27 protein-coding genes, 3 tRNA genes and 1 pseudogene are annotated in these 24,022 nt (G+C 57.7%); 12 read left to right on the forward strand and 19 right to left on the reverse strand.

Going from position 1 to position 24,022, the window contains the following annotated elements; translation table 11 throughout:
• Nucleotides 1-559 precede the first annotated feature (559 nt).
• The 7 genes from ATI02_RS31175 (at nucleotide 560) to ATI02_RS31205 (ending at nucleotide 4,769) form a co-directional block, all read left to right on the forward strand.
• A complete protein-coding gene (locus ATI02_RS31175; RefSeq protein ID WP_100848320.1) occupies nucleotides 560-1,045 on the forward strand; it encodes a GNAT family N-acetyltransferase in 486 nt (161 codons plus the stop codon).
• Between the two features lie 127 nt (nucleotides 1,046-1,172).
• The gene (gacA, locus tag ATI02_RS31180; protein WP_095187277.1) at nucleotides 1,173-1,814 is read left to right on the forward strand and encodes a response regulator transcription factor GacA; all 642 of its coding nucleotides are present in this window, start codon (nucleotides 1,173-1,175) and stop codon (nucleotides 1,812-1,814) included.
• 2 nt (nucleotides 1,815-1,816) lie between these two features.
• Entirely contained in the window at nucleotides 1,817-3,640 is a 1,824-nt protein-coding gene (uvrC, locus tag ATI02_RS31185; RefSeq protein WP_100848321.1) for an excinuclease ABC subunit UvrC, read from the forward strand.
• Between the two features lie 32 nt (nucleotides 3,641-3,672).
• Complete coding sequence (pgsA, locus tag ATI02_RS31190) at nucleotides 3,673-4,233, forward strand: CDP-diacylglycerol--glycerol-3-phosphate 3-phosphatidyltransferase (RefSeq protein ID WP_095187275.1); 561 nt, start codon at nucleotides 3,673-3,675, stop codon at nucleotides 4,231-4,233.
• 60 nt (nucleotides 4,234-4,293) lie between these two features.
• Nucleotides 4,294-4,369 (forward strand) — tRNA-Gly (locus tag ATI02_RS31195).
• A 44-nt stretch (nucleotides 4,370-4,413) separates the two neighbouring features.
• Nucleotides 4,414-4,487, forward strand: a tRNA-Cys gene (locus ATI02_RS31200).
• A gap of 195 nt (nucleotides 4,488-4,682) precedes the next feature.
• Nucleotides 4,683-4,769 (forward strand) — tRNA-Leu (locus tag ATI02_RS31205).
• A 138-nt stretch (nucleotides 4,770-4,907) separates the two neighbouring features.
• On the opposite strand, the gene ATI02_RS32345 is transcribed toward ATI02_RS31205, so the two are convergent.
• Nucleotides 4,908-5,069, reverse strand: coding sequence for a hypothetical protein (locus ATI02_RS32345; RefSeq protein WP_167394902.1), 162 nt, complete (start codon nucleotides 5,067-5,069; stop codon nucleotides 4,908-4,910).
• 129 nt (nucleotides 5,070-5,198) lie between these two features.
• A complete protein-coding gene (locus tag ATI02_RS32220) occupies nucleotides 5,199-5,387 on the reverse strand; it encodes a hypothetical protein (protein WP_157815162.1) in 189 nt (62 codons plus the stop codon).
• Between the two features lie 68 nt (nucleotides 5,388-5,455).
• Here ATI02_RS32220 and ATI02_RS31210 point away from each other — a divergent pair, with 68 nt between their 5' ends.
• Both ATI02_RS31210 and ATI02_RS31215 read left to right on the forward strand, forming a co-directional pair.
• Complete coding sequence (locus tag ATI02_RS31210) at nucleotides 5,456-6,787, forward strand: IS4 family transposase (protein ID WP_100848322.1); 1,332 nt, start codon at nucleotides 5,456-5,458, stop codon at nucleotides 6,785-6,787.
• A 90-nt stretch (nucleotides 6,788-6,877) separates the two neighbouring features.
• A protein-coding gene (locus ATI02_RS31215; RefSeq protein ID WP_095190254.1) for an IS3 family transposase occupies nucleotides 6,878-8,100 on the forward strand; the annotation gives its coding sequence in 2 pieces (ribosomal slippage) (nucleotides 6,878-7,229 and nucleotides 7,229-8,100; 1,224 coding nt in all).
• A 41-nt stretch (nucleotides 8,101-8,141) separates the two neighbouring features.
• On the opposite strand, the gene ATI02_RS33005 is transcribed toward ATI02_RS31215, so the two are convergent.
• The 10 genes from ATI02_RS33005 to ATI02_RS31265 all read right to left on the reverse strand — a co-directional run bounded on the left by ATI02_RS33005 (nucleotide 8,142) and on the right by ATI02_RS31265 (nucleotide 18,560).
• Entirely contained in the window at nucleotides 8,142-8,426 is a 285-nt protein-coding gene (locus ATI02_RS33005; RefSeq protein ID WP_100848323.1) for a hypothetical protein, read from the reverse strand.
• Nucleotides 8,427-8,689: 263 nt separating this feature from the next.
• On the reverse strand, nucleotides 8,690-8,920 hold the full coding sequence (locus ATI02_RS31225) for a hypothetical protein (protein ID WP_095187268.1): 231 nt from the start codon (nucleotides 8,918-8,920) through the stop codon (nucleotides 8,690-8,692).
• Nucleotides 8,921-9,040: 120 nt separating this feature from the next.
• Nucleotides 9,041-9,271, reverse strand: a complete 231-nt coding sequence (locus ATI02_RS31230) for a hypothetical protein (RefSeq protein ID WP_100848324.1) — start codon at nucleotides 9,269-9,271, stop codon at nucleotides 9,041-9,043.
• Between the two features lie 71 nt (nucleotides 9,272-9,342).
• Nucleotides 9,343-10,980: an ABC-F family ATP-binding cassette domain-containing protein gene (locus tag ATI02_RS31235; protein ID WP_100848325.1), complete on the reverse strand. Its 1,638-nt coding sequence runs from the start codon at nucleotides 10,978-10,980 to the stop codon at nucleotides 9,343-9,345.
• A 146-nt stretch (nucleotides 10,981-11,126) separates the two neighbouring features.
• The gene (locus tag ATI02_RS31240) at nucleotides 11,127-12,164 is read right to left on the reverse strand and encodes a DNA topoisomerase IB (protein WP_100848326.1); all 1,038 of its coding nucleotides are present in this window, start codon (nucleotides 12,162-12,164) and stop codon (nucleotides 11,127-11,129) included.
• A 69-nt stretch (nucleotides 12,165-12,233) separates the two neighbouring features.
• Nucleotides 12,234-13,313 (reverse strand): molybdenum ABC transporter ATP-binding protein, encoded by a 1,080-nt coding sequence (modC, locus tag ATI02_RS31245; RefSeq protein WP_100848327.1) that lies wholly within the window; start codon nucleotides 13,311-13,313, stop codon nucleotides 12,234-12,236.
• Nucleotides 13,314-13,316: 3 nt separating this feature from the next.
• The gene (modB, locus tag ATI02_RS31250; RefSeq protein WP_100848328.1) at nucleotides 13,317-13,997 is read right to left on the reverse strand and encodes a molybdate ABC transporter permease subunit; all 681 of its coding nucleotides are present in this window, start codon (nucleotides 13,995-13,997) and stop codon (nucleotides 13,317-13,319) included.
• Nucleotides 13,998-14,765, reverse strand: a complete 768-nt coding sequence (gene modA / locus ATI02_RS31255) for a molybdate ABC transporter substrate-binding protein (RefSeq protein WP_100848329.1) — start codon at nucleotides 14,763-14,765, stop codon at nucleotides 13,998-14,000.
• 166 nt (nucleotides 14,766-14,931) lie between these two features.
• Nucleotides 14,932-15,996 (reverse strand): NAD(P)H-dependent flavin oxidoreductase, encoded by a 1,065-nt coding sequence (locus ATI02_RS31260; protein ID WP_100848330.1) that lies wholly within the window; start codon nucleotides 15,994-15,996, stop codon nucleotides 14,932-14,934.
• Nucleotides 15,997-16,109: 113 nt separating this feature from the next.
• Nucleotides 16,110-18,560, reverse strand: coding sequence for an autotransporter (locus ATI02_RS31265; protein ID WP_100848331.1), 2,451 nt, complete (start codon nucleotides 18,558-18,560; stop codon nucleotides 16,110-16,112).
• A 187-nt stretch (nucleotides 18,561-18,747) separates the two neighbouring features.
• On the opposite strand from ATI02_RS31265, the gene acuI reads away from it, so the two are divergent.
• Nucleotides 18,748-19,731, forward strand: a complete 984-nt coding sequence (gene acuI, locus ATI02_RS31270; RefSeq protein WP_100848332.1) for an acrylyl-CoA reductase (NADPH) — start codon at nucleotides 18,748-18,750, stop codon at nucleotides 19,729-19,731.
• A gap of 8 nt (nucleotides 19,732-19,739) precedes the next feature.
• Here the strand turns inward: acuI and ada are convergent, their stop codons facing one another.
• From ada to ATI02_RS31290, 5 genes and pseudogenes are all read right to left on the reverse strand, one after another.
• Complete coding sequence (gene ada / locus ATI02_RS31275; RefSeq protein ID WP_095187259.1) at nucleotides 19,740-20,807, reverse strand: bifunctional DNA-binding transcriptional regulator/O6-methylguanine-DNA methyltransferase Ada; 1,068 nt, start codon at nucleotides 20,805-20,807, stop codon at nucleotides 19,740-19,742.
• A gap of 87 nt (nucleotides 20,808-20,894) precedes the next feature.
• Nucleotides 20,895-21,560: a DNA oxidative demethylase AlkB gene (alkB, locus tag ATI02_RS31280; RefSeq protein ID WP_100848333.1), complete on the reverse strand. Its 666-nt coding sequence runs from the start codon at nucleotides 21,558-21,560 to the stop codon at nucleotides 20,895-20,897.
• Between the two features lie 8 nt (nucleotides 21,561-21,568).
• Nucleotides 21,569-21,844: pseudogene (locus tag ATI02_RS31285) on the reverse strand (2OG-Fe(II) oxygenase); the annotation flags it as partial.
• A gap of 35 nt (nucleotides 21,845-21,879) precedes the next feature.
• Complete coding sequence (locus ATI02_RS32225; RefSeq protein WP_157815163.1) at nucleotides 21,880-22,053, reverse strand: hypothetical protein; 174 nt, start codon at nucleotides 22,051-22,053, stop codon at nucleotides 21,880-21,882.
• A gap of 28 nt (nucleotides 22,054-22,081) precedes the next feature.
• A complete protein-coding gene (locus ATI02_RS31290; RefSeq protein ID WP_100848334.1) occupies nucleotides 22,082-22,384 on the reverse strand; it encodes a DUF1883 domain-containing protein in 303 nt (100 codons plus the stop codon).
• Between the two features lie 210 nt (nucleotides 22,385-22,594).
• Between ATI02_RS31290 and ATI02_RS31295 the strand changes: the two genes are divergently transcribed.
• Complete coding sequence (locus tag ATI02_RS31295; protein WP_100848335.1) at nucleotides 22,595-22,951, forward strand: hypothetical protein; 357 nt, start codon at nucleotides 22,595-22,597, stop codon at nucleotides 22,949-22,951.
• A gap of 71 nt (nucleotides 22,952-23,022) precedes the next feature.
• Nucleotides 23,023-23,253 (forward strand): hypothetical protein, encoded by a 231-nt coding sequence (locus ATI02_RS31300; protein WP_095187256.1) that lies wholly within the window; start codon nucleotides 23,023-23,025, stop codon nucleotides 23,251-23,253.
• Nucleotides 23,254-23,255: 2 nt separating this feature from the next.
• On the opposite strand, the gene ATI02_RS31305 is transcribed toward ATI02_RS31300, so the two are convergent.
• Nucleotides 23,256-23,537, reverse strand: a complete 282-nt coding sequence (locus tag ATI02_RS31305) for a hypothetical protein (RefSeq protein ID WP_170947208.1) — start codon at nucleotides 23,535-23,537, stop codon at nucleotides 23,256-23,258.
• Nucleotides 23,538-23,684: 147 nt separating this feature from the next.
• The gene (locus ATI02_RS31310) at nucleotides 23,685-23,870 is read right to left on the reverse strand and encodes a hypothetical protein (protein ID WP_007912238.1); all 186 of its coding nucleotides are present in this window, start codon (nucleotides 23,868-23,870) and stop codon (nucleotides 23,685-23,687) included.
• Nucleotides 23,871-24,022: the final 152 nt, after the last annotated feature.

Raw genomic sequence — 24,022 nt, forward strand, 5'->3', positions numbered from 1 at the left:
TTCGACAATTTGCCGTATTGGCTGCGTGTGTGCGTTTGCCACCTGTGGGTGACCGATCGGAGGCGGCAGGCTGTCCCGAGCGGAGGCTGGTAAATCGCCAGGCGGTAAAAGTGTCGTAACGGTAATAAGTGGCGTAGTTCATTTCGTGATTCCTCAAAGTGTCTGGTGTCTTGCTGAAAAGTCTGGAGCCTGAAAAAACAAAACCCCCGGTCGGGAGGCCGACCGGGGGTTGAGAATTCTCTGGTAGGCGACCCGTTATCATGGCCGCCGTTTGGGTATCAGGCGCGCCAGTGGCTAAACCAATACCCAAAATAAAAGCTGACTGGAGCGCAGACGTCATTTGCCCGGGCAGCCGCAACCGAGCGCAGGGCGCTGGCGGTACGAAGCTGTGAGAGGGCGTTGAACATGATGATCTCCAATGAATGCGCCGAGCTTACTAGAGGCCGGTGCGCATCAGCAATCAGAAATTGCTATCGCGTATTCAACACAAAGCCTATTGCTTGAGTGCCTTCAGCGTTGTGACACACTCTGTGCTTTGCCTGAGCACCCAGGATCGATCATGTCGACACTGACTTATCGCAGCTGCCCGAACGCCGTGGATACAACCTTTGAGTTGCGTCGAGCCACTGCCGCTGATCTGGCATTTGCGCGCGAACTGACCTGCCAGAACATGCTGCGCTATTACATCGATCACGACTTGTTGTGGCAGGATGAGGCGTTCGACGTGGCGTGGGCCGGGCGTGAGAGCTGGCTGATTATGCGTGGCGACGCAGCAATAGGCTTTTTCAGTCTGAGTCAGGATCTTCGGGCACTGTACATTCGAGAATTGCAAGTGGCACAAACCTTTCAGGGGCAGGGCGGCGGATCCTGGGCGATCGATCAGGTTATCGCCATGAGCCACCGCTACCGCCGACCGGCGTTGCGCCTGACGGTGTTCAAAAACAATCCGGCGAAAAATTTGTATCTGAGAAAAGGAATGCGGGTACAGGGTGAGGACGAGTGTTTCCTGAGGATGCAGCTCGATTTCAGTACACCTGTGCTCTGAAAGCCACGGCCAACAAGCCCTCAATGATGAATTGAAACTTTTTAAATGCTGCTTGCCGCTAGGTCTGTCTGGCTCTTTTTGCTAAGGTGTCCGGCATCCCAATAAGACCATATCGCGAGGTGTCTGCTTGATTAGGGTGCTAGTGGTCGATGACCATGATCTCGTTCGTACAGGCATTACACGTATGCTGGCCGATATCGATGGCCTGCAAGTGGTGGGGCAGGCCGAGTCCGGGGAAGAATCCCTGATCAAGGCTCGTGAGTTGAAGCCCGACGTGGTCCTGATGGACGTCAAGATGCCCGGCATCGGCGGCTTGGAAGCCACGCGTAAATTGCTGCGCAGTCATCCTGATATCAAGGTGGTGGCGGTGACTGTGTGTGAGGACGATCCCTTTCCGACTCGCCTGTTGCAGGCTGGCGCCGCGGGGTATCTGACCAAGGGCGCAGGGTTGCCGGAAATGGTGCAGGCGATTCGCCTGGTGTTTGCCGGTCAGCGCTACATCAGCCCGCAGATCGCCCAGCAGTTGGCAATCAAGTCTTTCCAGCCCACCAACGATTCGCCCTTCGACGCCTTGTCCGAGCGAGAGATTCAGATCGCATTGATGATTGTCGGATGTCAGAAAGTACAGATCATTTCCGATAAGTTGTGTCTGTCGCCGAAAACCGTCAACACCTACCGTTATCGCATTTTCGAGAAGCTCTCTATCAGCAGCGATGTCGAACTGACGCTCTTGGCGGTTCGTCACGGTATGGTTGATGCCAGCGCCTGATCATGACTGAAACATTTGATTCCGGCGCCTTTCTATCGACCGTGAGCGGGCGCCCCGGCGTGTATCGGATGTTCGACAGCGATGCGCGTCTGCTGTACGTCGGCAAGGCCAAGAACCTCAGGAAACGCCTGGCCAGCTACTTCCGCAAAACCGGACTCGCGCCGAAAACCGCGGCGCTGGTGGGGCGTATCGCCCAGGTCGAAACCACCATTACGGCCAACGAAACTGAAGCGCTGCTGCTGGAGCAGACGCTGATCAAGGAGTGGCGGCCGCCGTACAACATTCTGTTGCGCGACGACAAATCCTATCCCTACGTGTTTCTGTCAGACGGACAGTTCCCGCGCCTGAGCATTCATCGCGGCGCAAAAAAAGCCAAGGGCAAGTATTTCGGTCCGTATCCAAGTGCGGGTGCGATTCGTGAAAGTCTCAGCCTGCTGCAAAAAACCTTTTTCGTCCGACAGTGTGAAGACAGCTATTACAAGAACCGTACTCGTCCTTGTCTGCAATACCAGATCAAGCGTTGCAAGGCGCCTTGTGTCGGTCTGGTCGAGCCGGATGTATACGCAGCCGATGTTCGTCACTCGGTGATGTTCCTTGAGGGGCGCAGTCATGCCCTGACCAACGAACTGTCAACGGCGATGGAGGAGGCGGCCATTAACCTGGAGTTCGAGCGGGCTGCCGAGTTGCGTGACCAGATTGCCCTGCTGCGCCGGGTTCAGGACCAGCAAAGCATGGAGGGCGGCACGGGTGATATCGATGTCATCGCAGCCTTCGTCAACCCGGGTGGCGCTTGCGTTCATCTGATCAGCGTGCGGGGCGGACGGGTCCTTGGCAGCAAGAATTTCTTCCCGCAAGTGGGGATTGAAGAGGACGTGTCTGAAGTCATGGCCGCGTTTCTCGGTCAGTATTTCATCAGCAGCCCGGAACGCGACTTGCCGAGCGAGTTGATCGTCAATGTGATGCATGAAGACTTTCCGACACTGATCGAGGCCATTCACGAGTTGCGTGGCCGTGAATTGACCATCAGCCATCGGGTGCGAGGCACCCGGGCACGCTGGCAACAACTGGCCGTGACCAATGCCGAGCAGGCGCTGGGCGCGCGTCTGGCCAACCGTCAGCACACCGCTGCGCGATTCGACGCGCTGGCTGAAGTACTGAACCTGGACGAGCCCCCGCAGCGCCTTGAGTGTTACGACATCAGCCATTCCAGCGGCGAGGCGACGGTCGCCTCTTGTGTCGTGTTCGGGCCGGAGGGCGCGATCAAATCCGATTACCGTCGCTATAACATTGAAGGCGTAACCGCGGGCGACGACTATGCCGCCATGCACCAGGCGCTCACACGACGCTTCAGCAAGCTGAAGGACGGCGAGGGCAAATTGCCGGACATATTACTGGTAGACGGTGGCAAGGGTCAGTTGTCGATGGCGCGTGATGTGCTCAACGAATTGGCGGTGCCGGATCTGATCCTTCTTGGTGTAGCGAAGGGGGCGACGCGCAAGGCTGGCTTCGAAACGTTGTATCTGAATGATGCCGCGCATGAGTTCACCTTGCGTGGCGACTCGCCGGCGCTGCACCTGATTCAGCAGATTCGTGACGAAGCCCACCGTTTTGCAATTACCGGACATCGCGCCCGCCGTGGCAAAACCCGCCGAACGTCAACGCTGGAAGGCGTTGCGGGAGTAGGGCCAACGCGACGTCGGGATTTGTTGAAACATTTTGGTGGATTGCAGGAGCTGTCTCGTGCAAGCATCGAAGAGATCGCCAAAGCCCCGGGGATCAGTAAAAAGCTCGCAGAGTCGATTTATGCGAACCTGCATAGCGAGTAGAATGCCCCTTCACCTCGTAGCCAGTTGTGCCGATGAATATCCCTAATCTGATTACCGTTCTACGCGTCCTGCTCATTCCGATCTTCATTTTGCTGTTCTATCTCCCTTACCAGTGGAGTTATATGGCCTCCGCCTCGGTATTTGCCTTTGCGGCGGCTACCGACTGGCTGGATGGTTATCTGGCCCGTCGTCTGGAACAAAGCACGCCATTCGGTGCGTTCCTCGATCCGGTCGCCGACAAGTTGATGGTGGCCGTTGCATTGGTGCTGCTGGTGCAGGAGCATGGCAACTTGTGGCTGACACTGCCTGCCGCCGTCATCATCGGTCGCGAGATTGTTGTATCAGCCTTGCGTGAATGGATGGCCGAACTCGGTGCCCGCGCGCATGTCGCCGTGTCCAACCTCGGCAAATGGAAAACCGCCGCGCAGATGCTCGCGCTGGTGATCCTGCTGGCCAATCCGCGAGACTTCAGCTTCTGGGTTGTGCTCGGTTATGCCTTGCTGTTGATCTCCGCAGGCCTGACGTTGTGGTCGATGGTTCAATACCTGCGCGCTGCCTGGCCACATCTGAAGACTGACGTTGAAAAGAAATAAAACTTTTTTGAATCAAGGGGTTGACCAGCGTTCTTAATTCTATAGAATGCGCACCACCAAGCGGGAATAGCTCAGTTGGTAGAGCACGACCTTGCCAAGGTCGGGGTCGCGAGTTCGAGTCTCGTTTCCCGCTCCAATTTGTACGCGGTTGTTGTTGTGCTACTGACAGCGATCGTTTGAGGCCGAGTAGCAAAATGGTTATGCAGCGGATTGCAAATCCGCCTACGCCGGTTCGATTCCGACCTCGGCCTCCACTATAAACAAGCTCCGTAGATCCATGATTTACGGAGCTTTTTTATTTCCAGTGTCCTGCAAGATTTTGTCTTGAAAATGGCCACTGTGAACTTGCTTCACCGGGAACGGATGTATATATTTCCCGCTCGACTGTTAAAGCCTGGATCCTGTCAGGATCGCGACTCAGCGGTTGAACAGAGCAATACCGCGCTACCGCCCGAATGGCGAAACTGGTAGACGCATGGGACTTAAAATCCCCCGCTCGTAAGGGCGTGCCGGTTCGATTCCGGCTTCGGGCACCATGAATATCAAGGGCTCGCATGAGATTTCTCATGCGAGCCCTTATTTTTTGCTCAGTAAAAATCCTCTGATTCATCCAGTCGCTCGCCCCATCAGCAAGCAAATAGCCCGCACGGGGCTAGCCCTGTCAGGATAAGCATTCAGCGCAAATCCACGTCTTCTGCGATCTCGGCAGCTAATCTTTCCCTCCGTCTGCGAAGCCAGCTATACAGCGCATGGACCGGGTGCAGAAAGGCCGCAAGCACGCCAAGCAGCATGATGATGAAGATGATAATCAGCGGGATGCTTTCGTGCGAGAACATGGTGGGTACTCCTGTAGTCACTATGTCGGAAACCGCAGGGTAGACGCGTTGAACCATGTTGTCGGTGAACGTATGTTCATCCTCGCACGCTCGATATGTGCTACAGGTCGTAAAAAAATGGATAACTTGTCACGCTTGAACCAACTCTTCTTCCAGCACAACGGTGTCGTATCGATGAACATCGAAATGCTGGATTTCAAATACCAACTGACACTGACGTCGTTTTATTTCTTTACTTTCAGCGAGCCAGTCCGCATAGCTTTGGAACGGCCCTGCGTATGACGAAAAAAGGGCCGATTCAATCGTAATGCTGTTCACTTAAGCATTTGAATCCTCGCCGGGCTTCTCCGAAAATCCGATGTCAGATCTCTGGCATCGGATTTTTTATGTCTGTTCAACAGGACTTGCTCGACCTCGGCGACCTTTTCAACTTCTGTGACTTGAGCACATTCACTCAAAATATTCCCATCGAGTGGGTCGCGTCTGCGCTGGATCTGTCCAGCCAGGCCACTATCCGACGGCGTCGCTTGCCTGCCGACCAAGTGCTCTGGCTGGTGCTCGGCATGGCACTGTTTCGTGACGAGCCGGTTCATGAGGTTGCCCGACGTTTGAACATCTGCGCCCAAGGTCTGGCTTCTGACCATCTATTGGCCCGTAGCGGTGTAACCGAAGCCCGCAAGCGGCTGGGGGCCGACCCGGTTGAGTGGTTGTTTCGCAAAACGGGTACTCAATGGGGCGCGCAGCGCTATCCCGATGATGCCTGGCAGGATCTGCAAGTATTTGCAGTCGATGGTGCGCTTCTGCGCACGCCGGATACGCCGGAGTTGCGAGACCATTTCGGTTCTGGAAACACCTCGACCGACCGCCAGACTCCCTTTCCCATGCTGCGCCTGGTGGCGCTGATGAATGTGCGTTCACACCTGATCCTGGATGCACAGCTTAGCCCTTACCGACGCAGCGAAATGCGTCTGGCCGATGAGTTTTTGCAGCAGATCCCCGACCACTCCGTGACGCTGTTCGATAAAGGGTTCTGGAGCGCCGATCTCATGCTCAGCCTGAGCGGCGACGGCAGTCACCGTCATTGGCTGATTCCGGCAAAAAAGGGATTGGTTTGCGAGGAGGTAGCCCGTTACAACGAGCATGATCGTTTGGTGCGTATGAACGTGTCGCCGCAAGCCAGAAAGCGAAATCCGACTCTTCCTACACACTGGGAGGCGCGTGAAGTCAGTTATGAAATTCAAGGCAAAGTAAAAACAGTCATGACGTCGTTGCCGGCCAAGATCTACAGCACCAAGTCTGTTGCCAAGCTTTATCAGGAGCGCTGGGAAATCGAATTGGGCTTCAGGGATATCAAAAGCTCAATGCAGCAAAACGCAATGACCTTGCGCAGCAAAAAGGTCGATCTGATCTACCAGGAAGTGTGGGGGTTGTTGCTGGCTTACAACGTGATTCGTCGGGAGGCAAGTCAGGCAGCAGTCGCGTTTGGTCGAGCGCCGTCGGACATCCGTTTCAAGCCGGCTTGCCAGTACATCGCCGTGCAGTTGATCGTGATGGCAGCGGCCAATCCTGTTTCAGCGACGGGTAGACGGTTGGCGGAACTTAGAAAAGGCGTTGGCGGGCTATTTCTGGATCACCGCCCAAGGCCTTCGAGGCCAAGGACGGTGAAGATTTCAAAAAACCGGTTTCCGGTGGACCGTAAGGCTGCTCCGCTTAAGTGAACAGCATTACGATTCAATCGGCCCTTTTTTATGAAGATGTCCCGTCCTGAATAAGGTTTACACCTTCTGACCCATTCTCAGGAGGGAGTAATGAATACGGGAGAAAGGCGCAGTCAGCGTGATTACACGCTGACCTTTAAATTGTCGGTCGTCGATCAAGTCGAAAAAGGTGAGCTGAGTTATAAAGAGGCTCAAGAGCGTTATGGCATTCAGGGTAAAACGACCGTACTGAACTGGTTACGCAGGCATGGTCGGCAGGACTGGAGTCAAGGCGCGTCCATTCGCTCCAAGAGACCCCGTTCCATGGATAAGCCCGATAAACCGCTGACACCCGAACAGCGAATCAAAGAGCTTGAAGAAAAGCTTGCCCAAGCCAACCAGAAAGCTCAGTTTTTCGAAGCCGTCGTTGATGTTTTGAAGAACGACTTCGGTGTTTCTGTCGTAAAAAAGCGATCCGGCAAGTCCTCTCCCAAGAGCAGATCCAAGGCCTGAGCATTAGTCGGGCTTGCCAATTCATGGGGATTTCCCGTCAGGCTTATTACAAGCGCAACCGGGCGTGTGATGCCCGGGCCCGTCATGCTCAGGAAGTGATGGGATTCGTGAGGGAAAAGCGACTCAGGCAACCGCGCCTTGGCACCCGAAAACTTCACAATCTAATGCGCACTGAGCCAGAAATGTCCGTAAAGGTTGGTCGAGACCGTTTATTCAATATCTTGCGAGATCGGCGCGAACTGGTTCCTCGCAGGCGGGCCTATCACAAAACAACAGACAGTCATCATCGCTTTCGCCGGCATCCAAACCTGCTCAAAGATGGGCCGATTCAGGTAGTCGCCAAGGCACCAGAGCAAGTATGGGTTGCGGACATCACCTACTTACCAACGCAAACGGGTGTGGCTTATCTGAGTTTGATCACCGATGCGTACTCTCGAAAAATCGTGGGTCACCATGTCCATGAAAGCTTGCACACCGAATCGGTGATCCAGGCGTTCAACAAAGCCCTGAAGCAGCGGACAACGGAACAACACTTGGTGCACCACTCGGACAGAGGCGTTCAATACTGCTCCGAGCTTTATCAGCGGCTGCATGCCAAGTACGGCATCACCTGCTCAATGACCGATGGCTACGACTGCTACCAAAATGCATTGGCTGAGCGTGTGAATGGAATTTTGAAAAACGAGTTAATGCTGCATCGGCCCAAAGATTTTGCAGATGCCATCCGGATGGTGGACGAGTCGGTGCAGATCTATAACAACGAGCGGCCTCATCTGTCGCTGAAATACAAAACGCCCGATGCGGTGCATCGGGCGTTTTGAGGTTGAAACAGGTGTAAACCTATTTCAGGACTAGACAAGATCTAAACAAATGCCTGCCCGGCAAATCCGCGAGGCAATCGCTGACGTCCAGCTATCGCCGTCAGCCGTTCTATCCATGCTGCGCGCCAGTCTGTTGCGCCATGACTGGTTTTGGCGTGCCTTGCACTGCGGCGAGCTGCGTTGCGCTGGTCTTTTCTCGCCTGTTTGAAGGCATCGGTATTGCGGCAACTGCGGCACTTCACGCGATTGAGCTCTTTGCTCGCGGTGAGTTGCTCGCCGTTGTGGCCACAAGCCAGATGGCCGTCGACGTTGAAGTGGATAACCATGAACTGTCTCCTTCAGTGACGTGTACAGGTTATGACAACTTCCACATGGCGCCGTTCGGTAGCTGGAACTGCAGGCAAAAAAACACCCGCATGCGGGCGGGTGATAAACGTTGCTTTGCAAAGGAGTGATTTGAATGTACACGCACCGATGTGATGATTACGTGAAAAAAACCTCGCCCTTATGCAAAGACAATAAATCGCGAACGCGCAGCAATGCGGTGGCACATGGGTCACCGTATACAAAGCCTTATTGCCAACCGCTGTTATCTGAATCGAGGTAGCGGCCGATCAATTGGCTTGAGCGCTGTCAGCGTGCTGCGGATCAGCGGCGCATCTTTTTCGATATCGTTCAGCCGATCACGGATGCGCAGCGCGGTGGGGTGCCCGCCCTGGTGATCGACCCAGTCGGCGATCTCTTTGCAAGCTGCCGCGAGCCGCGCCTGGCGGGCGTCGAGCAGGGTGAGGAGGGTGGTGATGGACTCTTTCTCGGACATGGAACACCTCCGTTCATGAAACCGCTGAGGGGCAGCAAAAAGCCCGCGAGTCGCGAGCCTTCTGCCGTTGGGGCGCTGCTCCCTCAGCTGGTTTCAGTATAGACCCGCTGCGCAACGGCATCAGCCGGAAGACTCGCGGGCCGGTATGGGTGAACTGACTGCGTTGAGACGCTTGCATTCGCGTCGGGCGTCTTCTTCGGCGTCGTAGCCATCGCCGATGAACCCCCCGGTGCGGGTATCGAGGATGCGAAACCAGCCAACGGGTTCAGCAGGATCATGCTGGCTGTCACCGGCGCGTCGACCGTGAATGATGATCTTGTTGCAACGCTTCACGACAAAAATGTCTTCCATGGCGTCACCGCAGCTGATTCGTGTCACATCAACTATAGAAGCCCTCGGCAATCGTGCAAAAAATAGACAGGTCAACTCGTCGGTTGCAGTTGCCAGCCTTCAGGGTGCCAGTGCAAAACATGGGTCGGGTTTAATGCCTGTAGAAATGCCTGATCGTGGGAAACCGCGACAATCGCTCCGGGAAATGCCCGCAGGGCGTGTTCGAAAGCTTCCACCGAAACCAGATCAAGGTGATTGGTCGGCTCATCCAGCAGCAACAATTGCGCTGGGTTCTGGCACCACAATGCCAAGGCGAGCGCGGCTTTCAGGCGTTCGCCGCCACTGAGTGAGGCACAGGGCAGCGTGACGCGTTGCGCATTCAATTGCAGGTGCGCCAGATAAGTGCGCAAGGTGCCTTCGCTCAGCGGTGTCTGCTGCGCTTGTAGCTGTTCAACAATGGAAGACCGCGCCTCCAATAACGTCAATTGTTGATCAAGGAAGGCAAACGGTACGTGAGTGGTGCACTCACCGGAGACTGGCACCAGCTCACCCGCGAGCATGTTCAGCAGGGTTGATTTCCCGCAGCCATTGGGGCCGCTGACAGCAATGCGCATGGGCCCGTGGATGGCGAAGGTGAGCCGCGACGATGGCGCATCCACCGGCAGCCGTGGCAGGCAGGCGTCGACTAACGTGCAGACCTGGCGCGTATTGGGGACGCCGCTCCCCGGCAAATTGATCAGGACTGCGCCGTCGGGCACAACGTTCGCATAGGCGTCGCGTACACGATTATCCAGATCGGATTTACGTACCAGGTGGCCGTGGCGCACCTTGCCCATGATTTCTCGCGCAGCGGCTTTGGCGGCCACCCGTTCGAAACTGGCGACGTTGGCGGTTTCAGCTTTACGCCGACTGGCGGCAGCATGGCGCTGGATCGCATCGTGCTCGCGTTGCAGTCGCGAACGCTCGCGCTGGCGTTCAATCCGGGCTTGATCAAGTTGAGCCTGCGCAGCGGCTTGATGGATTCGGCGCTGTTCGACAAATTCCGAATAACGACCGCTGAAGACGTTGGCGCCCAAAGGTGTGAGTTCGACGATTTTGCGCATTCGCTCCAGCAACTGCCGGTCATGGCTGACGATGATCAAGCCGCCGCGCCATTGTTCCAGCTTTTTTGTAAGCCACTGCCGGCCCGCGCTGTCGAGATGATTGGTCGGCTCATCCAGCACCAGTAATTGCGCCTCGCTCAGCAGCGCGCCAATCAGGGCGATCCGGGCTTGCTGGCCGCCGCTGAGGGGTGCCGTCAAATCGCTCGCCGCGATACCGGTTAGTCCAGACTCATCGAGTAACTGGCGCAAGCGTTCCGCTAAGTCCCAGTGTTCGCCAATGATGTCGAAATCATCGGCACTGACGTCGCCTTGGTTGAGTCGCCCCAGGGCCGCCAGAACGGAGGCCGTCCCCACTGCGTCCGCCACCGTTTGCCCCGGCGATGGGATGAAGGTTTGTGGTACGTAATGCACTGATGCTGAGCGCACGACGCTGCCGGTAGTTGCCCGTAACTGCCCGGCAATCAGCCGCGCGAGTACGCTTTTGCCGACACCGTTGCGGCCGACAATAGCGGTCGGCAGATGATCGAATTTCAGATTCAGGTCGTTGAAAATCGTCTCGCCATTGGCGAATTGAAAACCCAGTTGATTCAGCGAGACGAGTGCGGGCGTACGCGAGACGTGAGTCATCGGCACCTCCAGAAAAATGTCGTGAAAACTGACAAGCGCCGTTTACGGCGTGCCGCGATTACATTTTCAGAGGGCTGGGTTGTTCACTTCTGCGGTCGTCCTGAGGAGGGGAAAGGTGGCTAGCCTAGAGGACGACGCTATATCAATCAAGGCGTAGCCGTCATCTCGCTCATGCGTTCAAGAAACATTGCCAATGCGACTTCCTCGGCGCGCAGGCCCTTGCGCACACGTGGCCGGGGCAATTCGGCGAGGGCACCGAGCATGAATTGTTCCACCACTGCCGGGTGGATGTAGCACTTGCGGCACACCGCCGGCGTGTTGCCTAACTGTTTGGCGACGCCTTTGACCATTTCCACCACGTGCCGTTTGGCTTCTGTTTCGGATTCATGTTTAAGCTCGCGCAAAACCGCCAGTGCCAAGGCGCTGCCAGCCCAGGTGCGATAATCCTTGGCGGTGAAGTCGGCGCCGGTCAGGGTTTGCAGGTAGGTGTTGACGTCGGAAGAGCTGACGGTGTGCCGTTCGCCGTTTTCGTCCAGGTACTGGAACAGGTTCTGGCCAGGAAGCTCCAGGCAACGCTTGATGATCCGCGCCAGACGGCGATCCTTCACGGTGATCTGGTGTTCGATGCCGCTCTTGCCGCGGAACTGGAACAGGATCGCACTACCGTTGACTTCGACATGCCGGCTGCGCAGGGTGGTCAAACCGTAAGAGCGATTGTCTCGCGCATATTGCGTGTTGCCGACATGGATCAACGTAGCGTCGAGCAGGGTGATCACCGTGGCCATGACCTTGTCGCGGCTGAAACCGGGGGCCGCCAACAGGGTTTCCAGCTGTTTGCGCAACTTTGGCAGCGCCATGCCGAACTCGCGCAGCCGCGAGTATTTGTCGGCGTCACGCACTTCGCGCCAGCGTGCGTGATAGCGATATTGCTTGCGGCCCCGGGCATCGCGGCCGGTCGCTTGCAGATGACCACGCGGGTCTGGGCAGATCCACACATCGACATAGGCCGGCGGCACGGCGAGGGCATTGATACGTTTGATTTCATCGGCATCGGTAATGCGCTGGCCCGACGGTTCGAAATAGCTGAACTTGCCACGCAGTTTTTTGCGGGTGATGCCTGGCTGCGTGTCATCGACATAATGCAGGTCGGATGGCAATTCGACGGTCAACTCGGTGTCGGGCATGGCGGCTTCCTGTAGCGCGGCGGTCTGTAAAACGATTGACCGCACGCCGAAGCCGTGGTGCCGAATGATTTAGGCGAGCACCGCGACTGCCTTGATTTGCGCCCAGAGTTGCTGGCCCGGATGTACGCCCAGTTGATCGCGCGAGTAGCGCGTGATGCGCGCCAGCAACGGGGTGCCGCCGGCGTCGAGACGGATCAGCACATGGGCTGCGTTGTCTGCCGCTTGCTCGCTGATCACGGTCACCGGCAGGCGATTGAGAATGCTGCTGAACTCGTCGTTGTGCAGGGCCAGGCTGATGTCCCGGGCGTGTACCTTGCAGCGCAAGGCCTGGCCCAGCGCCAGCGGCGCGTGAGTCACGCGGATGTTCATTTCGGTGGTCGGCAGTTGCAGGCTCAATAACTGATAATCGGCATCGTAGGCACTGACCTGGCCCTCGATGATCACGCCGGCGTCGTCGCCCATCGCCATCGGCAGATCGAGACGGGCGAGGGTTTCGCCGATCGGGCCACTGGCCAAGACTTTGCCGTCGCTGAGCAGCACCAGATGATCGGCCAGACGTGCGACTTCATCCTGCGCATGACTGACGTACAGCACCGGAATATCCAGTTCGTCATGCAGACGTTGCAGATACGGCAGGATTTCATTTTTGCGCTGGCTGTCGAGCGCGGCCAGCGGCTCGTCCATCAGTAGCAATTTCGGACTGGTCAGCAACGCGCGGGCGATGCCGACACGCTGCCGTTCGCCGCCGGACAGATGCTGCGGATGCCGCTCGAGCAAATGACCGATCCCCAGCAATTCGGTAGCGTGCGTCATGTCTACGCGACGCTGCGCCTTGGCAATGCGCTTGAGGCCGAATTGCAGGTTGGCCAGCACCGACAAATGTGGAAACAGGCTGGCCTCTTGAAACACATAGCCCAAGGCGCGTTTGTGCGGCGGGACGAAAATACCGTTTTCGCTGTCTTGCCAGACGTCGTCGTTGATCTGCACGAAGCCATGCTCGGCGCGCTCAAGCCCGGCGATGCAGCGCAGGCACGTGGTTTTCCCCGAACCTGAATGACCGTAGAGTGCGCTGACACCACGGCCTGGCAAACGTAGATCGACATCCAGGCTGAAGCCTGAATAAGTGATGTTCAGACGTGCATCAATCATCGATCAGCTCCAGCCCGCGCGGGTTTTGCGGCTGGAGTACAGCACCAGCAACACCAGAAACGAAAACACCAGCATCGCGCCAGCCAGCCAGTGGGCCTGGGCGTATTCCATCGCTTCGACGTGGTCGTAGATTTGCACCGAGACCACGCGGGTCTTCTCAGGAATGTTGCCGCCGATCATCAGCACGACGCCGAATTCACCGACGGTGTGCGCAAAACCCAGGATCGCCGCGGTGATAAAACCGGGGCGGGCCAGCGGCAGGATCACGCTGAAAAACGTGTCCCACGGGTTGGCGCGCAACGTCGCGGCCACTTCCAGCGGGCGGGTACCGATCGCCGAGAATGCGTTTTGCAACGGTTGCACTACGAACGGCATGGAATAGATCACCGAACCGATCACCAGTCCGGTGAAGCTGAAGGTCAGCGTGCCCAGGCCCAGCCATTGGGTGAACTGGCCGAGAAAGCCGTGCGGGCCCATCATCAGTAACAGATAGAAACCAATGACGGTCGGCGGCAGCACGAGGGGCAGGGCGACGATTGCCCCGATCGGGCCGCGCAGCCAAGAGCGGGTGCGCGACAACCACAGGGCAATCGGAGTGCCGACAACCAGCAGGATCACAGTGGTCAGGGACGCCAGTTTCAGGGTCAGCCAGATCGCCGCGAAATCGGCACTCGTCAGCGACATTTAGAGTTGGTAACCGTAAGACGTGATGATCGCCGCGGCTTTCGGGCCTTTGAGGTATTCAACCAGCGCCTTGGCAGCGGCGTTGTCCTTGCCTTTGTTGAGGATCACCGCGTCCTGTTTGATCGGGTCGTGCAGGCTGGCTGGCACGATCCACGCCGAACCGCTGCTGACTTTGCCGTCCTTGTAAATCTGCGACAACGCAACGAAGCCCAGCTCGGCGTTGCCGGTGGACACGAACTGATAGGCCTGAGTGATGTTCTGGCCCTCAACGATCTTGGCTTTGGTCGCTTCCGTCAGTTTCAGTTTTTCCAGCACTTGCGTGGCGGCCAGGCCGTATGGCGCGGCTTTTGGGTTGGCAATGGACAGATGCTGGTATTCGTTTTTCTTCAGCACATCACCCTTGGCATCGACGTAACCGTCCTTCGCCGACCACAGTGCCAGCGTGCCGATGGCGTAGGTGAAGCGCGAGCCTTTGACGGTGTCGCCTTCTTTTTCGAGTTTTTCCGGGGTGGTGTCGTCGGCCGAGAGGAATACTTCGAATGGCGCGCCGTTTTTGATCTGGGTGTAGAACTGGCCCGTGGCGCCGTAGGCTGCGACCAGTTTGTGCCCGGTGTCTTTTTCGAAATCGGCAGCGATGGCCTGGATCGGCGCGGTGAAGTTGGCAGCAACCGCCACCTGCACTTCATCGGCGTGAACTGCGCCGACGGCGAACGTTGTGATCAGAGAGGCCAGCAAGGCAGGGGCAAAACGTGAGGCACGAATGGTCATGTAACAGCTCCGTTATTGGCGGTGCAGAGGGCAGTTTTTATTGGAATGGACTGCGCCGATGCAGAGGTGAAATCGCTATATAGAGGAATATATAGCGAAATGCCGCCGAACAGGAAGCGCTGGTGAGAAGCGGGTAAGGACTTTTGATCGCTTACCTTGATTGCCGTCAACGTCGAACCAGTTTGGCCAATGCACCTTCGGCCAACTGCCGCGTCAGTTCGGCGCTGCTGACATCCTGGCCCAGTGCGAATGCCTGGCCGGCCCACAGGTTGGCGAACTGTGCCTCATCTTTCGCTCGCAATGGCATCAATGCACCGCCGGCCAACGGAAATGCCGGGGCTTTCGCCGACATCGGCCCCAGTTCACGCATGACGCGGTTGAGAATGCCGCGAGCGGGACGCCCGGTGAAAAGGTTGGTGATCGCTGTTTCGCTTTCCTTGGCAGTGCGCAATGCCTTGTGATGCGAGGCGCTGACTTTCGCTTCGGGGGTGAACAGATACGCGGTGCCGACCTGTACTGCCGAGGCGCCCAGCATGAACGCCGCCGCCACACCGCGGGCATCGGCAATTGCGCCGGCAGCTATCACCGGTACTTTCACCGCATCGACTATCTGCGGCACCAGCGCAAATGTGCCGACCTGGCTGTTCAAGTCATCGCTGAGAAACATCCCGCGATGGCCACCCGCCTCGTAGCCCATGGCGATGATCGCGTCGCAGCCGTTCTGTTCCAGCCATACCGCTTCATCGACAGTGGTTGCAGAAGAGAGGATTTTTGCTCCAGTGGCCTTCACCCGATCCAGCAAGGTTTTTTCCGGCAGGCCGAAGTGGAAACTCACGACTTCAGGGCGGAACTCTTCAAGCACTTCGCACGCCGCCGCATCGAATGGCGCCCGATTGGACACGGGTGTTGGCGCATCGAAGTCGACGCCCAGTTCGCGGTAGTACGGTTCCAGCAAGTTCTTCCAGTCGCGTGCGCGCTGCTCATCGGCTGCGGGTGGCTGATGACAGAAGAAATTCACGTTGAAAGGCTTGTCGGTGTTGGCGCGAATCGTCTGCAACTCTTCACGCAATTGCTCAATGCTCAGCATTGCCGCCGGCATTGACCCCAAACCACCGGCGTTGCACACCGCGATCACCATTGAAGAGTTCGTGGCGCCGGCCATCGGGCCCTGGATGATCGGTAATTCAATGCCGAGCAGGTCGAGAATGCGGGTATCTGGCCATTGGCTCATGGAAGCGGTTCTCCGAACGATGAAACGGGGCAGGGACGGCGCAGCCGGTTTTTTAACAGTAAAACCGAATGCAGGGCCACTCTGAAATTCAGAACATCGCCCAGCGCGGGCTCTCAGCGTCGATGAAGTCGGCCACCGCCGCCTCCTCCATAGGAACGGTTCATGTTTCGTGAGGAGTTTTGAACGTTATGGGTGCGCTGGTTGCCGAAATTACGAGCGGCGGACTCACGGTTCAGGTTTTGTAACTGGGCGTTGTTATTGATTGGAGCGGTGCGCGGAGCGCGGCTCTTGGCCACTGATTGCCAGCCATCATCGGTTTTCTTGTAGACATTGCCATCGCGGCCGGCATAGACGTTGTCGCCAACGCGCGCGGCGCCGCCGTTTTTCCCGCGAACACCGCCATATTGAGTGGTATTGCCTGTATTGGGGTTGTACGCCGCGCCGCGACTGGCAGTGACCTGCGTACCATTACGCACATTACCTGCAGTGGCTTTCTGACCGGCAATCGCGCCACCGTTCGGCCCGGTCGCCACACCACTGCGTCCGGCTGCATAGTTGCCGGTGTAGACATTGTGCACAGCGCCGCGCTGGCCAGCCGCCGCTACGCCGGTGCGTGAGTTATAGGAAGAGCCGACCTGACCCGCCCAACGATTGCCGGTCCATGCGTTGTAACCGGCGCCAGTGCGACTGACTGTCGCTCGATCACCCCACTGACGATAGATATTTCCAGTAGTACCGGCCCAGCCACCCGGCCCCCAGGCCACGGCACCGCCGCGATAGCCGTAAGCGGCGCCGCCCCAGGCTAAAGGTGCTGGATACAAGCGCGGGCCCCAGGCGTAACCCCAACCGTAATTGCCCCACCACGGATACGCGCCCCAGCCCCAACCCATGGCGACGGTGCTGCCGCCCCAGCTCCAGCCAAAGCCGAAACCGAAGGTCCAGCCAGTCCATGGCGTGTACCGGATGGCAACGCCGAAACCATAAGTTACCGGCGGCCCGTACCAGACATTGCCGACCCATGGCGTGTACGGGTAACCGGTGCCATACACCACGGCACCGGTAGCCGGGTCAAGATTCGAACCCTGATAACCGGGGGTGTAGCCGACGACCACGGTGTCGCCGCTGGCCTCATAGACTTTGACGTAAGTGAGGTAATGCATGGGTGAACTCGGCGGGATCGAATAGATCACCGCTGGCACGGAACTGGCCACGACCCACGGGCCGTTGACTGTGGTAGCAGTGAACCAGATACCGTTCTCCACTGCATACCAACTGCTGTTGTCGACCCGGATAATTGGCGTAGCACTGTTGATTACGTATTGCAGCGATGTGGTGTTGATGGCCTTGAGTTGCGGCTCGCCATCGAACTGCGGGTCGGTCAGTTTTACTGCGCTTTTCTTTATCGCCGAGGTCTGCGGGATGGTTGCGGCAATCGCTGCTTCCTTGGCTTGTGGGGTACCGGCAACCGAAGCTTTGACGTTTTCTTTCGGGCTGTCGTCGGGGATGTTGGCAAAATCTGCCGGCAGTTTGTCCGCCGGGGTAAATGTCCAGGGCCCGTTCATGTCGCTGGCGCGAAACCAGCGACCTGAGATCAGCACGTAACTGTTCTGATCGGCGATTTCCTTGAAGATATGTCCTGTGGTATTGCTGACATACAACAGGCTTGTGCCCTGAATTGGCTGCCACTGCGGAGCTCCGTCGGTGACCAGTAGCTCGGTGGGCGTGGAGGCAACAAAAATTTTCGGCTGCGGTGGCTTGGTCAGGCTTGGGATCTTGTCTTTCGGGTCACTTTGTCCGGTCAGCAGATCCACCTGCCGGCTCTTGATGGCAGCCTGCATGGCTTTTTCGAGGTCTGCGGATGGCGTGGCCAGACGCGTGTAGTCACCATCGATCTGGCCAGCGACCATCCAGCCATCGAATACATGCAGGTAATGTTTGCCCTGCGTGTCCTTCAGCAATAGCGGGCGAGTGTTGATCACCCGTTGCAGCGTCGTTCCATCCACCGGCCGATAGGCTGCATCGCCGTCGATATAAACGAGCAGGGCGGGTACATCGGCGCTGATGACAGTCGGTGGCGCGTTCTCCAGCGGTGCGCTGTCAGCCCTCTGTTCTGCCGAGAGCACGCCGACGGCGGCCTCCAGTTGATCAAGCGAAATGGTTTTCTTGCGATTGGCCGCATCTTTCTGCAATGTAGCGACCCACATGTCGGCCTGGCGGGTGTCAGCCGGGAAGTCGGCCTTGATGATTTTGTATTGATCGAGCGCGACCCAACGCGTGGCCTTGTCGACCAGCGTGTTGGCACTGAACTGGACGATGCCGTAAGTAGACTTGCCATCGGCGCCCCTGGCTTCGACGGCCGCGCGGGCATTGAGGGTGTAGCCGTCCCAACTGTCGAGTTGTGGCTGATACACGGTCAGCGTGGCCTTGCCGCTGGTGATGACTTGCGGCCATGTCGGTTCGCTTGGCGCCGCTTCCGCGTTCGTGGTAGCCGGTGTCGCCCAGGCATTGGCACAGGCCATCAGGCACAGCATCAGTATCACCGAAAGCGAGCGTTTGTAAAACATTGTCAGCTCCATCGACAGACCGGTTTCTGAAAGAAAACAGCAAAAGCAGCATCGTCGAAAAAGCATAGTCGCCTGCCTTGAAAACATCCGGTGGATTGGCGGATTGGCGGAAAGTCGAGTGTGGCAACAGGTTGCGATGTGATATTTGAAAGGCATGAAACCGCAAACCCATCCATGAGAGGCCATCATGTTCAACGGTATTTTGATCAATAAAGACGACAGCGGTTATCGCGCCAGCCTGCAACAAATCAACGAAGAGCAGTTGCCAGAAGGCAATGTGGCGGTGAACGTCGCGTACAGCACGCTTAATTTCAAAGACGGCCTGGCGATTACCGGCAGCAGCCCGGTGGTGCGTAAATTTCCGCTGGTGCCGGGAATCGATCTGGCGGGCACGGTCGAAGTCAGTTCGCATCCGGATTACAGGGTGGGCGATCAGGTGCTCCTCAACGGCTGGGGTGTGGGCGAAAGCCATTGGGGCGGTCTGGCGCAAAAGGCCCGGCTCAATGGCGACTGGCTGATTCCGTTGCCCGAGGCGTTTTCTGCGGCACAGGCAATGGCGATTGGCACGGCTGGCTACACCGCCATGCTGTGCATTCTGGCCCTCGAACGTAACGGCGTGACGCCGGATCAAGGCGAAGTGCTGGTGACGGGCGCCAATGGCGGCGTCGGCAGCTTCGCCATCGCACTACTGAGCAAACTCGGTTATCGGGTCGTGGCTTCCACTGGCCGGGTATCCGAGCATGAATATCTGAAACAATTGGGTGCGGGGGAAATCATCGACCGGGCAACCTTGTCTGAACCGGGCAAGCCGCTGGCCAAGGAGCGTTGGGCGGGGGTGATCGACTCGGTCGGCAGCCACACCTTGGCCAACGCCTGCGCCAGTACGCGCGCAGAAGGCACCGTCGCTGCCTGCGGTCTGGCTCAGGGCATGGACTTTCCAGCTTCGGTGGCACCGTTCATTTTGCGCGGAGTCACGCTGGCCGGTATCAACAGCGTGACTCAGCCCAAGGCGCGTCGCCTGCAAGCTTGGGATCGTTTGGCCAAGGATCTGGACGTTGCCTTGCTGCCATTGATCAGCCATGAAATCGCCTTGAGCGAAGTCATCGATGCCGCGCCGAAACTGCTGGCCGGACAACTGCGCGGGCGGGTTGTGGTTGACGTCAACCGCTGACTCAATCGTTAAGGCTGCGTTTCACGTTCAAGCAATTGCCGTTTGCGCTCCACGCCCCAGCGATAGCCGGAAAGATTGCCATCGCTGCGCACCACGCGGTGGCAAGGGATCGCCACTGCCAGGCGATTCGCCCCGCAAGCCTGGGCCACGGCGCGCATCGAAGTTGGCGCGCCGATGCGCTGGGCAATCTCGGCATAACTGGCGGTGCTGCCCACGGGAATTTCCCGCAGCGCCTGCCACACGCGCTCCTGAAACGCCGTCCCGCGCACGTCCAGCGGCAGATCCAGGCCAAGCGCGGGAGCTTCGATAAATCCCACCACTTTGGCGATCAGTTGTTCAAACCCGGTGTCGGCGCCAATCAGATTGGCTTTGCGGAACTGATCCTGCAGATCGCACACCAGTTGGTGAGGATCGTCACCCAATAGAATCGCGCAAACCCCGCGGTCGCTTTGCGCCACCAGAATCGCTCCGAGCGAGCATTGCCCGACGGCGAAACGAATGTCGTTGTTTTGCCCGGCGGCACGATAGTCACCGGGTTTCATGCCTAGCAGTTGATCGGCGGCTTCGTAGAAGCGGCTGTTGGAATTGAAGCCTGCGTCGTACAGCGCTTCGGTCACCGAACCACCGTTGGCCAAGCGCTCACGGACTCTGCGCGAGCGGTGGGCGCTGGCGTAACCCTTGGGCGTCAGTCCGGTCACGGCTTTGAATACCCGGTGAAAATGAAAGGGGCTTAACCCGGCCGTTTCAGCGAGTTCGTTGAGTGCCGGCAGGGCTTCGGCGGACTCGATCTGCCGACAGGCTGTTGCCACCGTGGCGGCATGCTGAACGCTCACCTCACTCTGGTCTTTACTCGCGCGTTTGCTGGGGCGATAACCGGCGGCCTCAGCCTGTTCGGCGGTGTCGAAGAACTCGACATTCTGCGGTTTCGGCAACCGCGCAAGACTGCTTGGGCGGCAGTAGATGCCGGTGGTTTTCACGGCATAGACAAATTGCCCGTCTGCCCGTGGATCCCTTGCCAGCACGGCGGCCCAACGTGGATCGTCTGCAGTGTTGAGATGGCTCGAAAGCGTATTCATGTCGGGTAATCCGTTGACCTGTTTGATACAGGTTAACCAGGGTGGGTGAGCGCAACACTCCGGGCCTTGCGGTCAAACTTTTGCCGCTTAACCCGCTACACGAAAAGTCAGGTTGATCCGTTGCTCACCCAGTCGCGAATGCCGACCCTGTCTGATCGGCAACACCCCGTGAAAACGTAAACGATCGACGCCGCCCCAGACCACCATATCGCCGTGCAGCAAGGGAATCCGCTTGCTCTTGTCGCTCCGCGCGAATCCGCCAAACAGAAACATGGCCGGCAAGCCTAGCGACAGCGAAACGATGGGTGCCGCGTAGGCGTTTTCGTCTTTGTCCTGATGCAATGACATCTTGGCACCGGGGACATATCGGTTGATCAGGCAGGAATCTGCGTTGAAGTCGGAAAACCCCGCTTCCATCGCCGCCGAATGCGCCAGTTTGGCAAACACCGCCGGCATCTGCGGCCAGGGCGATCCGCTGAGCGGATCGACACGCGAGTAACGATAGCCACTGCGATCGGTGATCCAGCCCAGTTCGCCACAACTGCTGGTGCCCACAGACATGCTGAAACCGCCGGGCGTGATCATGTGTCGGAGCGGGGCCGTGGCAAGAATGGCATCCAGCGCCGGCAACAACGGGTCGATAAGCGGCAGGGCGAAACCGCGCAGCAGCCACGATTGTTCGCCAATCTGTTCGGCGCCGGGTTGCTGTTCGGGTTCGCTGTCGGCGAACAGATCGAAGGTGTGAGGGGGCATGGCGGTGATGTGGCGTCGTGAAGGATGATGCCTAGGGTATGCCTTTTTCCACTGTGCAGGCGACTGACGCCATGACGCATGGTCACCCGATAATCGCCGCGCACGCCTGTGACCGGACGTAGGTTGGCGGCGAAAATCACCGCGTCGCCTTTCTTCAAGTCCAGCGCTTGCGGCCGGGACTGCGTGCGCGGGCGCTGCCCGGTGAGCAAAAAACTCGCCACCGGTAAGTCCTGGCCGGGTTCCGACAGAAGAATCGCCACTTGCAGTGGAAATACCCGTTTGCCCCTCCGCCGCCTGCGGTCGAATTCCGGTCGGTGCCTTACAACGCTTTGCTGACGGCGATATCGCTGATCACGTCGCTCTGGTCGTGAATTGCATCCAGCGCAGCCTTGGCTTCTTCTTGGGTGCCACTTTCCAGTTGCGCGAACTCGAAGCGGCGCTCACCGTTGAGTTTGTACTTGATAACGTATTTGGTCGTTTGGGCCACGGTCATGAATACCTGTCTGTGTGGGCGGGGCGGCTCAGCTGAGTTTGGAGCTGGAGCGACGGATGATCTTGATCGAATGCGTCAGCGTCGGTTTGCGTGTAACGCTGATTGCCCGGTTGGTGACGGTGTCGATAGTGATGTTCCAGAAACCGGTGCTCGGTGCGGTGATGCGCGCCGGGAACGTGTCGAAAGCGCCGCCGTGGTAAGAGTGACGACCGCCATTTTTGAAGCTGCGGAAGTTGGCGTCGCTCATCAAACGGATGTTGCAGGTTTGCGAGCACTGGATGACGACGATGTCGTCTTCGTTGAGGTGCTCGCGCTGGTGAATGAATTTCATGGGCGCCTCCAGAAGGGCTTTTTCTACTAAATCAAAACGATAGCTTGTAATTGCGCGCAGTTTATCAGCCCGCACGGGTTATTATCTGGCCGTCGGGCGTTGGTTTGACAATTTTGAACAGATATTCGCGATTGGATGCGGGTTAAATGCAGAAGACCCCGGAGAAAAACGGCATTTGTGCTGTCGGACGGTCTTTAACGGAGGTTTTGTATGAAGTGGGGTGTGGTGTGTCTGCCGTTGGTTTTGGCTGTGGGTGGTTGTGCGAGCGTTTCCGAAATCAATGAAACTCTACCGACCGTGAGCGTAATCTCCGGCAAGAAGCCCCATGAATACGCTCAGTGCCTGACAGAGAAACTGGCTGACAGCCGCGGTGCGTTGCAAATGCAGCCGTTCAAGGATGGCGTCAGGGTCATCGTGCCGGGGAAACTATCCTCCGGCCCGGCCGCCGTGTTCGATATCGAAGACCGCTCGGGAGGCAGCAGCATCAAGCTGCATGAACGCATGTCAAATGTGCCAGTGCGCCCGCGCGATGTACGTAACGCTGCCAATGCGTGCATTTCCGGCTGATAGACTATTGGTCATCAGCATCAATGCCGTCGCAGCCAGGCTGTGACGGCATTTTCATTTCTGGAGTCGCGATGAAGCGAGAGCAAGTACGGGAACGCCATGTAGAGGGCCTGATCTCTGCCACACACGTTATCCAGAACCCGGCAAATCCGGGCGAGTGGATCGTGTTTTTCAAGAAAAGCGCCGGCCGCAGCTACTTTCTGGTGGACGAAAACGACGAAGTCGAGTCCTTCAGCAGACTCGACGATCTCATTGAGGTTGTGCGCGGCCTAGGGATCAAGTTCGCCGAAATCCACATGTAGGTCTACTTGCAGACGACGACCACGCTGCGGTTCTTGTAGTTGCCGACGTCGACCCCCAGGGTCTTGTCGCTTTCTTTCGGCGCAGGTGTTCCGTCAGTGCCAACGATGCGATAACCGGTGCCGGCACACGAGGCGTCTGCCTTCTCATAGCAGGTGGCCCAGGAGTTGGCTTCACCGGAACAGTCGATGGTCAGGCCCTGTTCGCCGTTGTTCAGAGTGGTCGGCTCTGAAGTGGCACAGCCGCCTAACGCCAGTACCGCAATCAGTGGCAAAAATTTGTTCATGTTCATATTTGTCGTCTTCAGCGAGGGGGGGGGACTAGACGCTCTGACAGCGCCGCGGTGAAAAGGTTATAGCGATTGGCCACTTGTTTGTACCTGAGCACAAAAAAGCCCTGCTCAAGGGCAGGGCTTGGCACGCGCCGCAGTTGATCAGTCCTGATCTTTGCCACGACGTTTGGCCGATGCTGGCGTGTCCGTGAACACCGACGCTACATCAGTCGCCATCTGCTCGCTGTCGAAAGGACCGGCGATGTGCTCGCCATTGGTAGTGGTCAGTGTCCACTTGCCGTCTTTCTTGTCGATCACGTACCCGTTGATGATTTTTACCGCGGCCATCTAGTCTGTCTCGTTCGCTGGTTCAAAGTCGCCATGATACCGGCAAATGCTCACATTGGGGGACGATGAGCGTATGGTGGGGCTGCTTGCCGGCATCTTTGAGCTACGCTGATCGGGTTACGCAAAATTGCCGATGGAACTATCAGCGAGAA

The sequence above is a fragment of the Pseudomonas baetica genome (genome assembly GCF_002813455.1).
Classification (GTDB): domain Bacteria; phylum Pseudomonadota; class Gammaproteobacteria; order Pseudomonadales; family Pseudomonadaceae; genus Aquipseudomonas; species Aquipseudomonas baetica.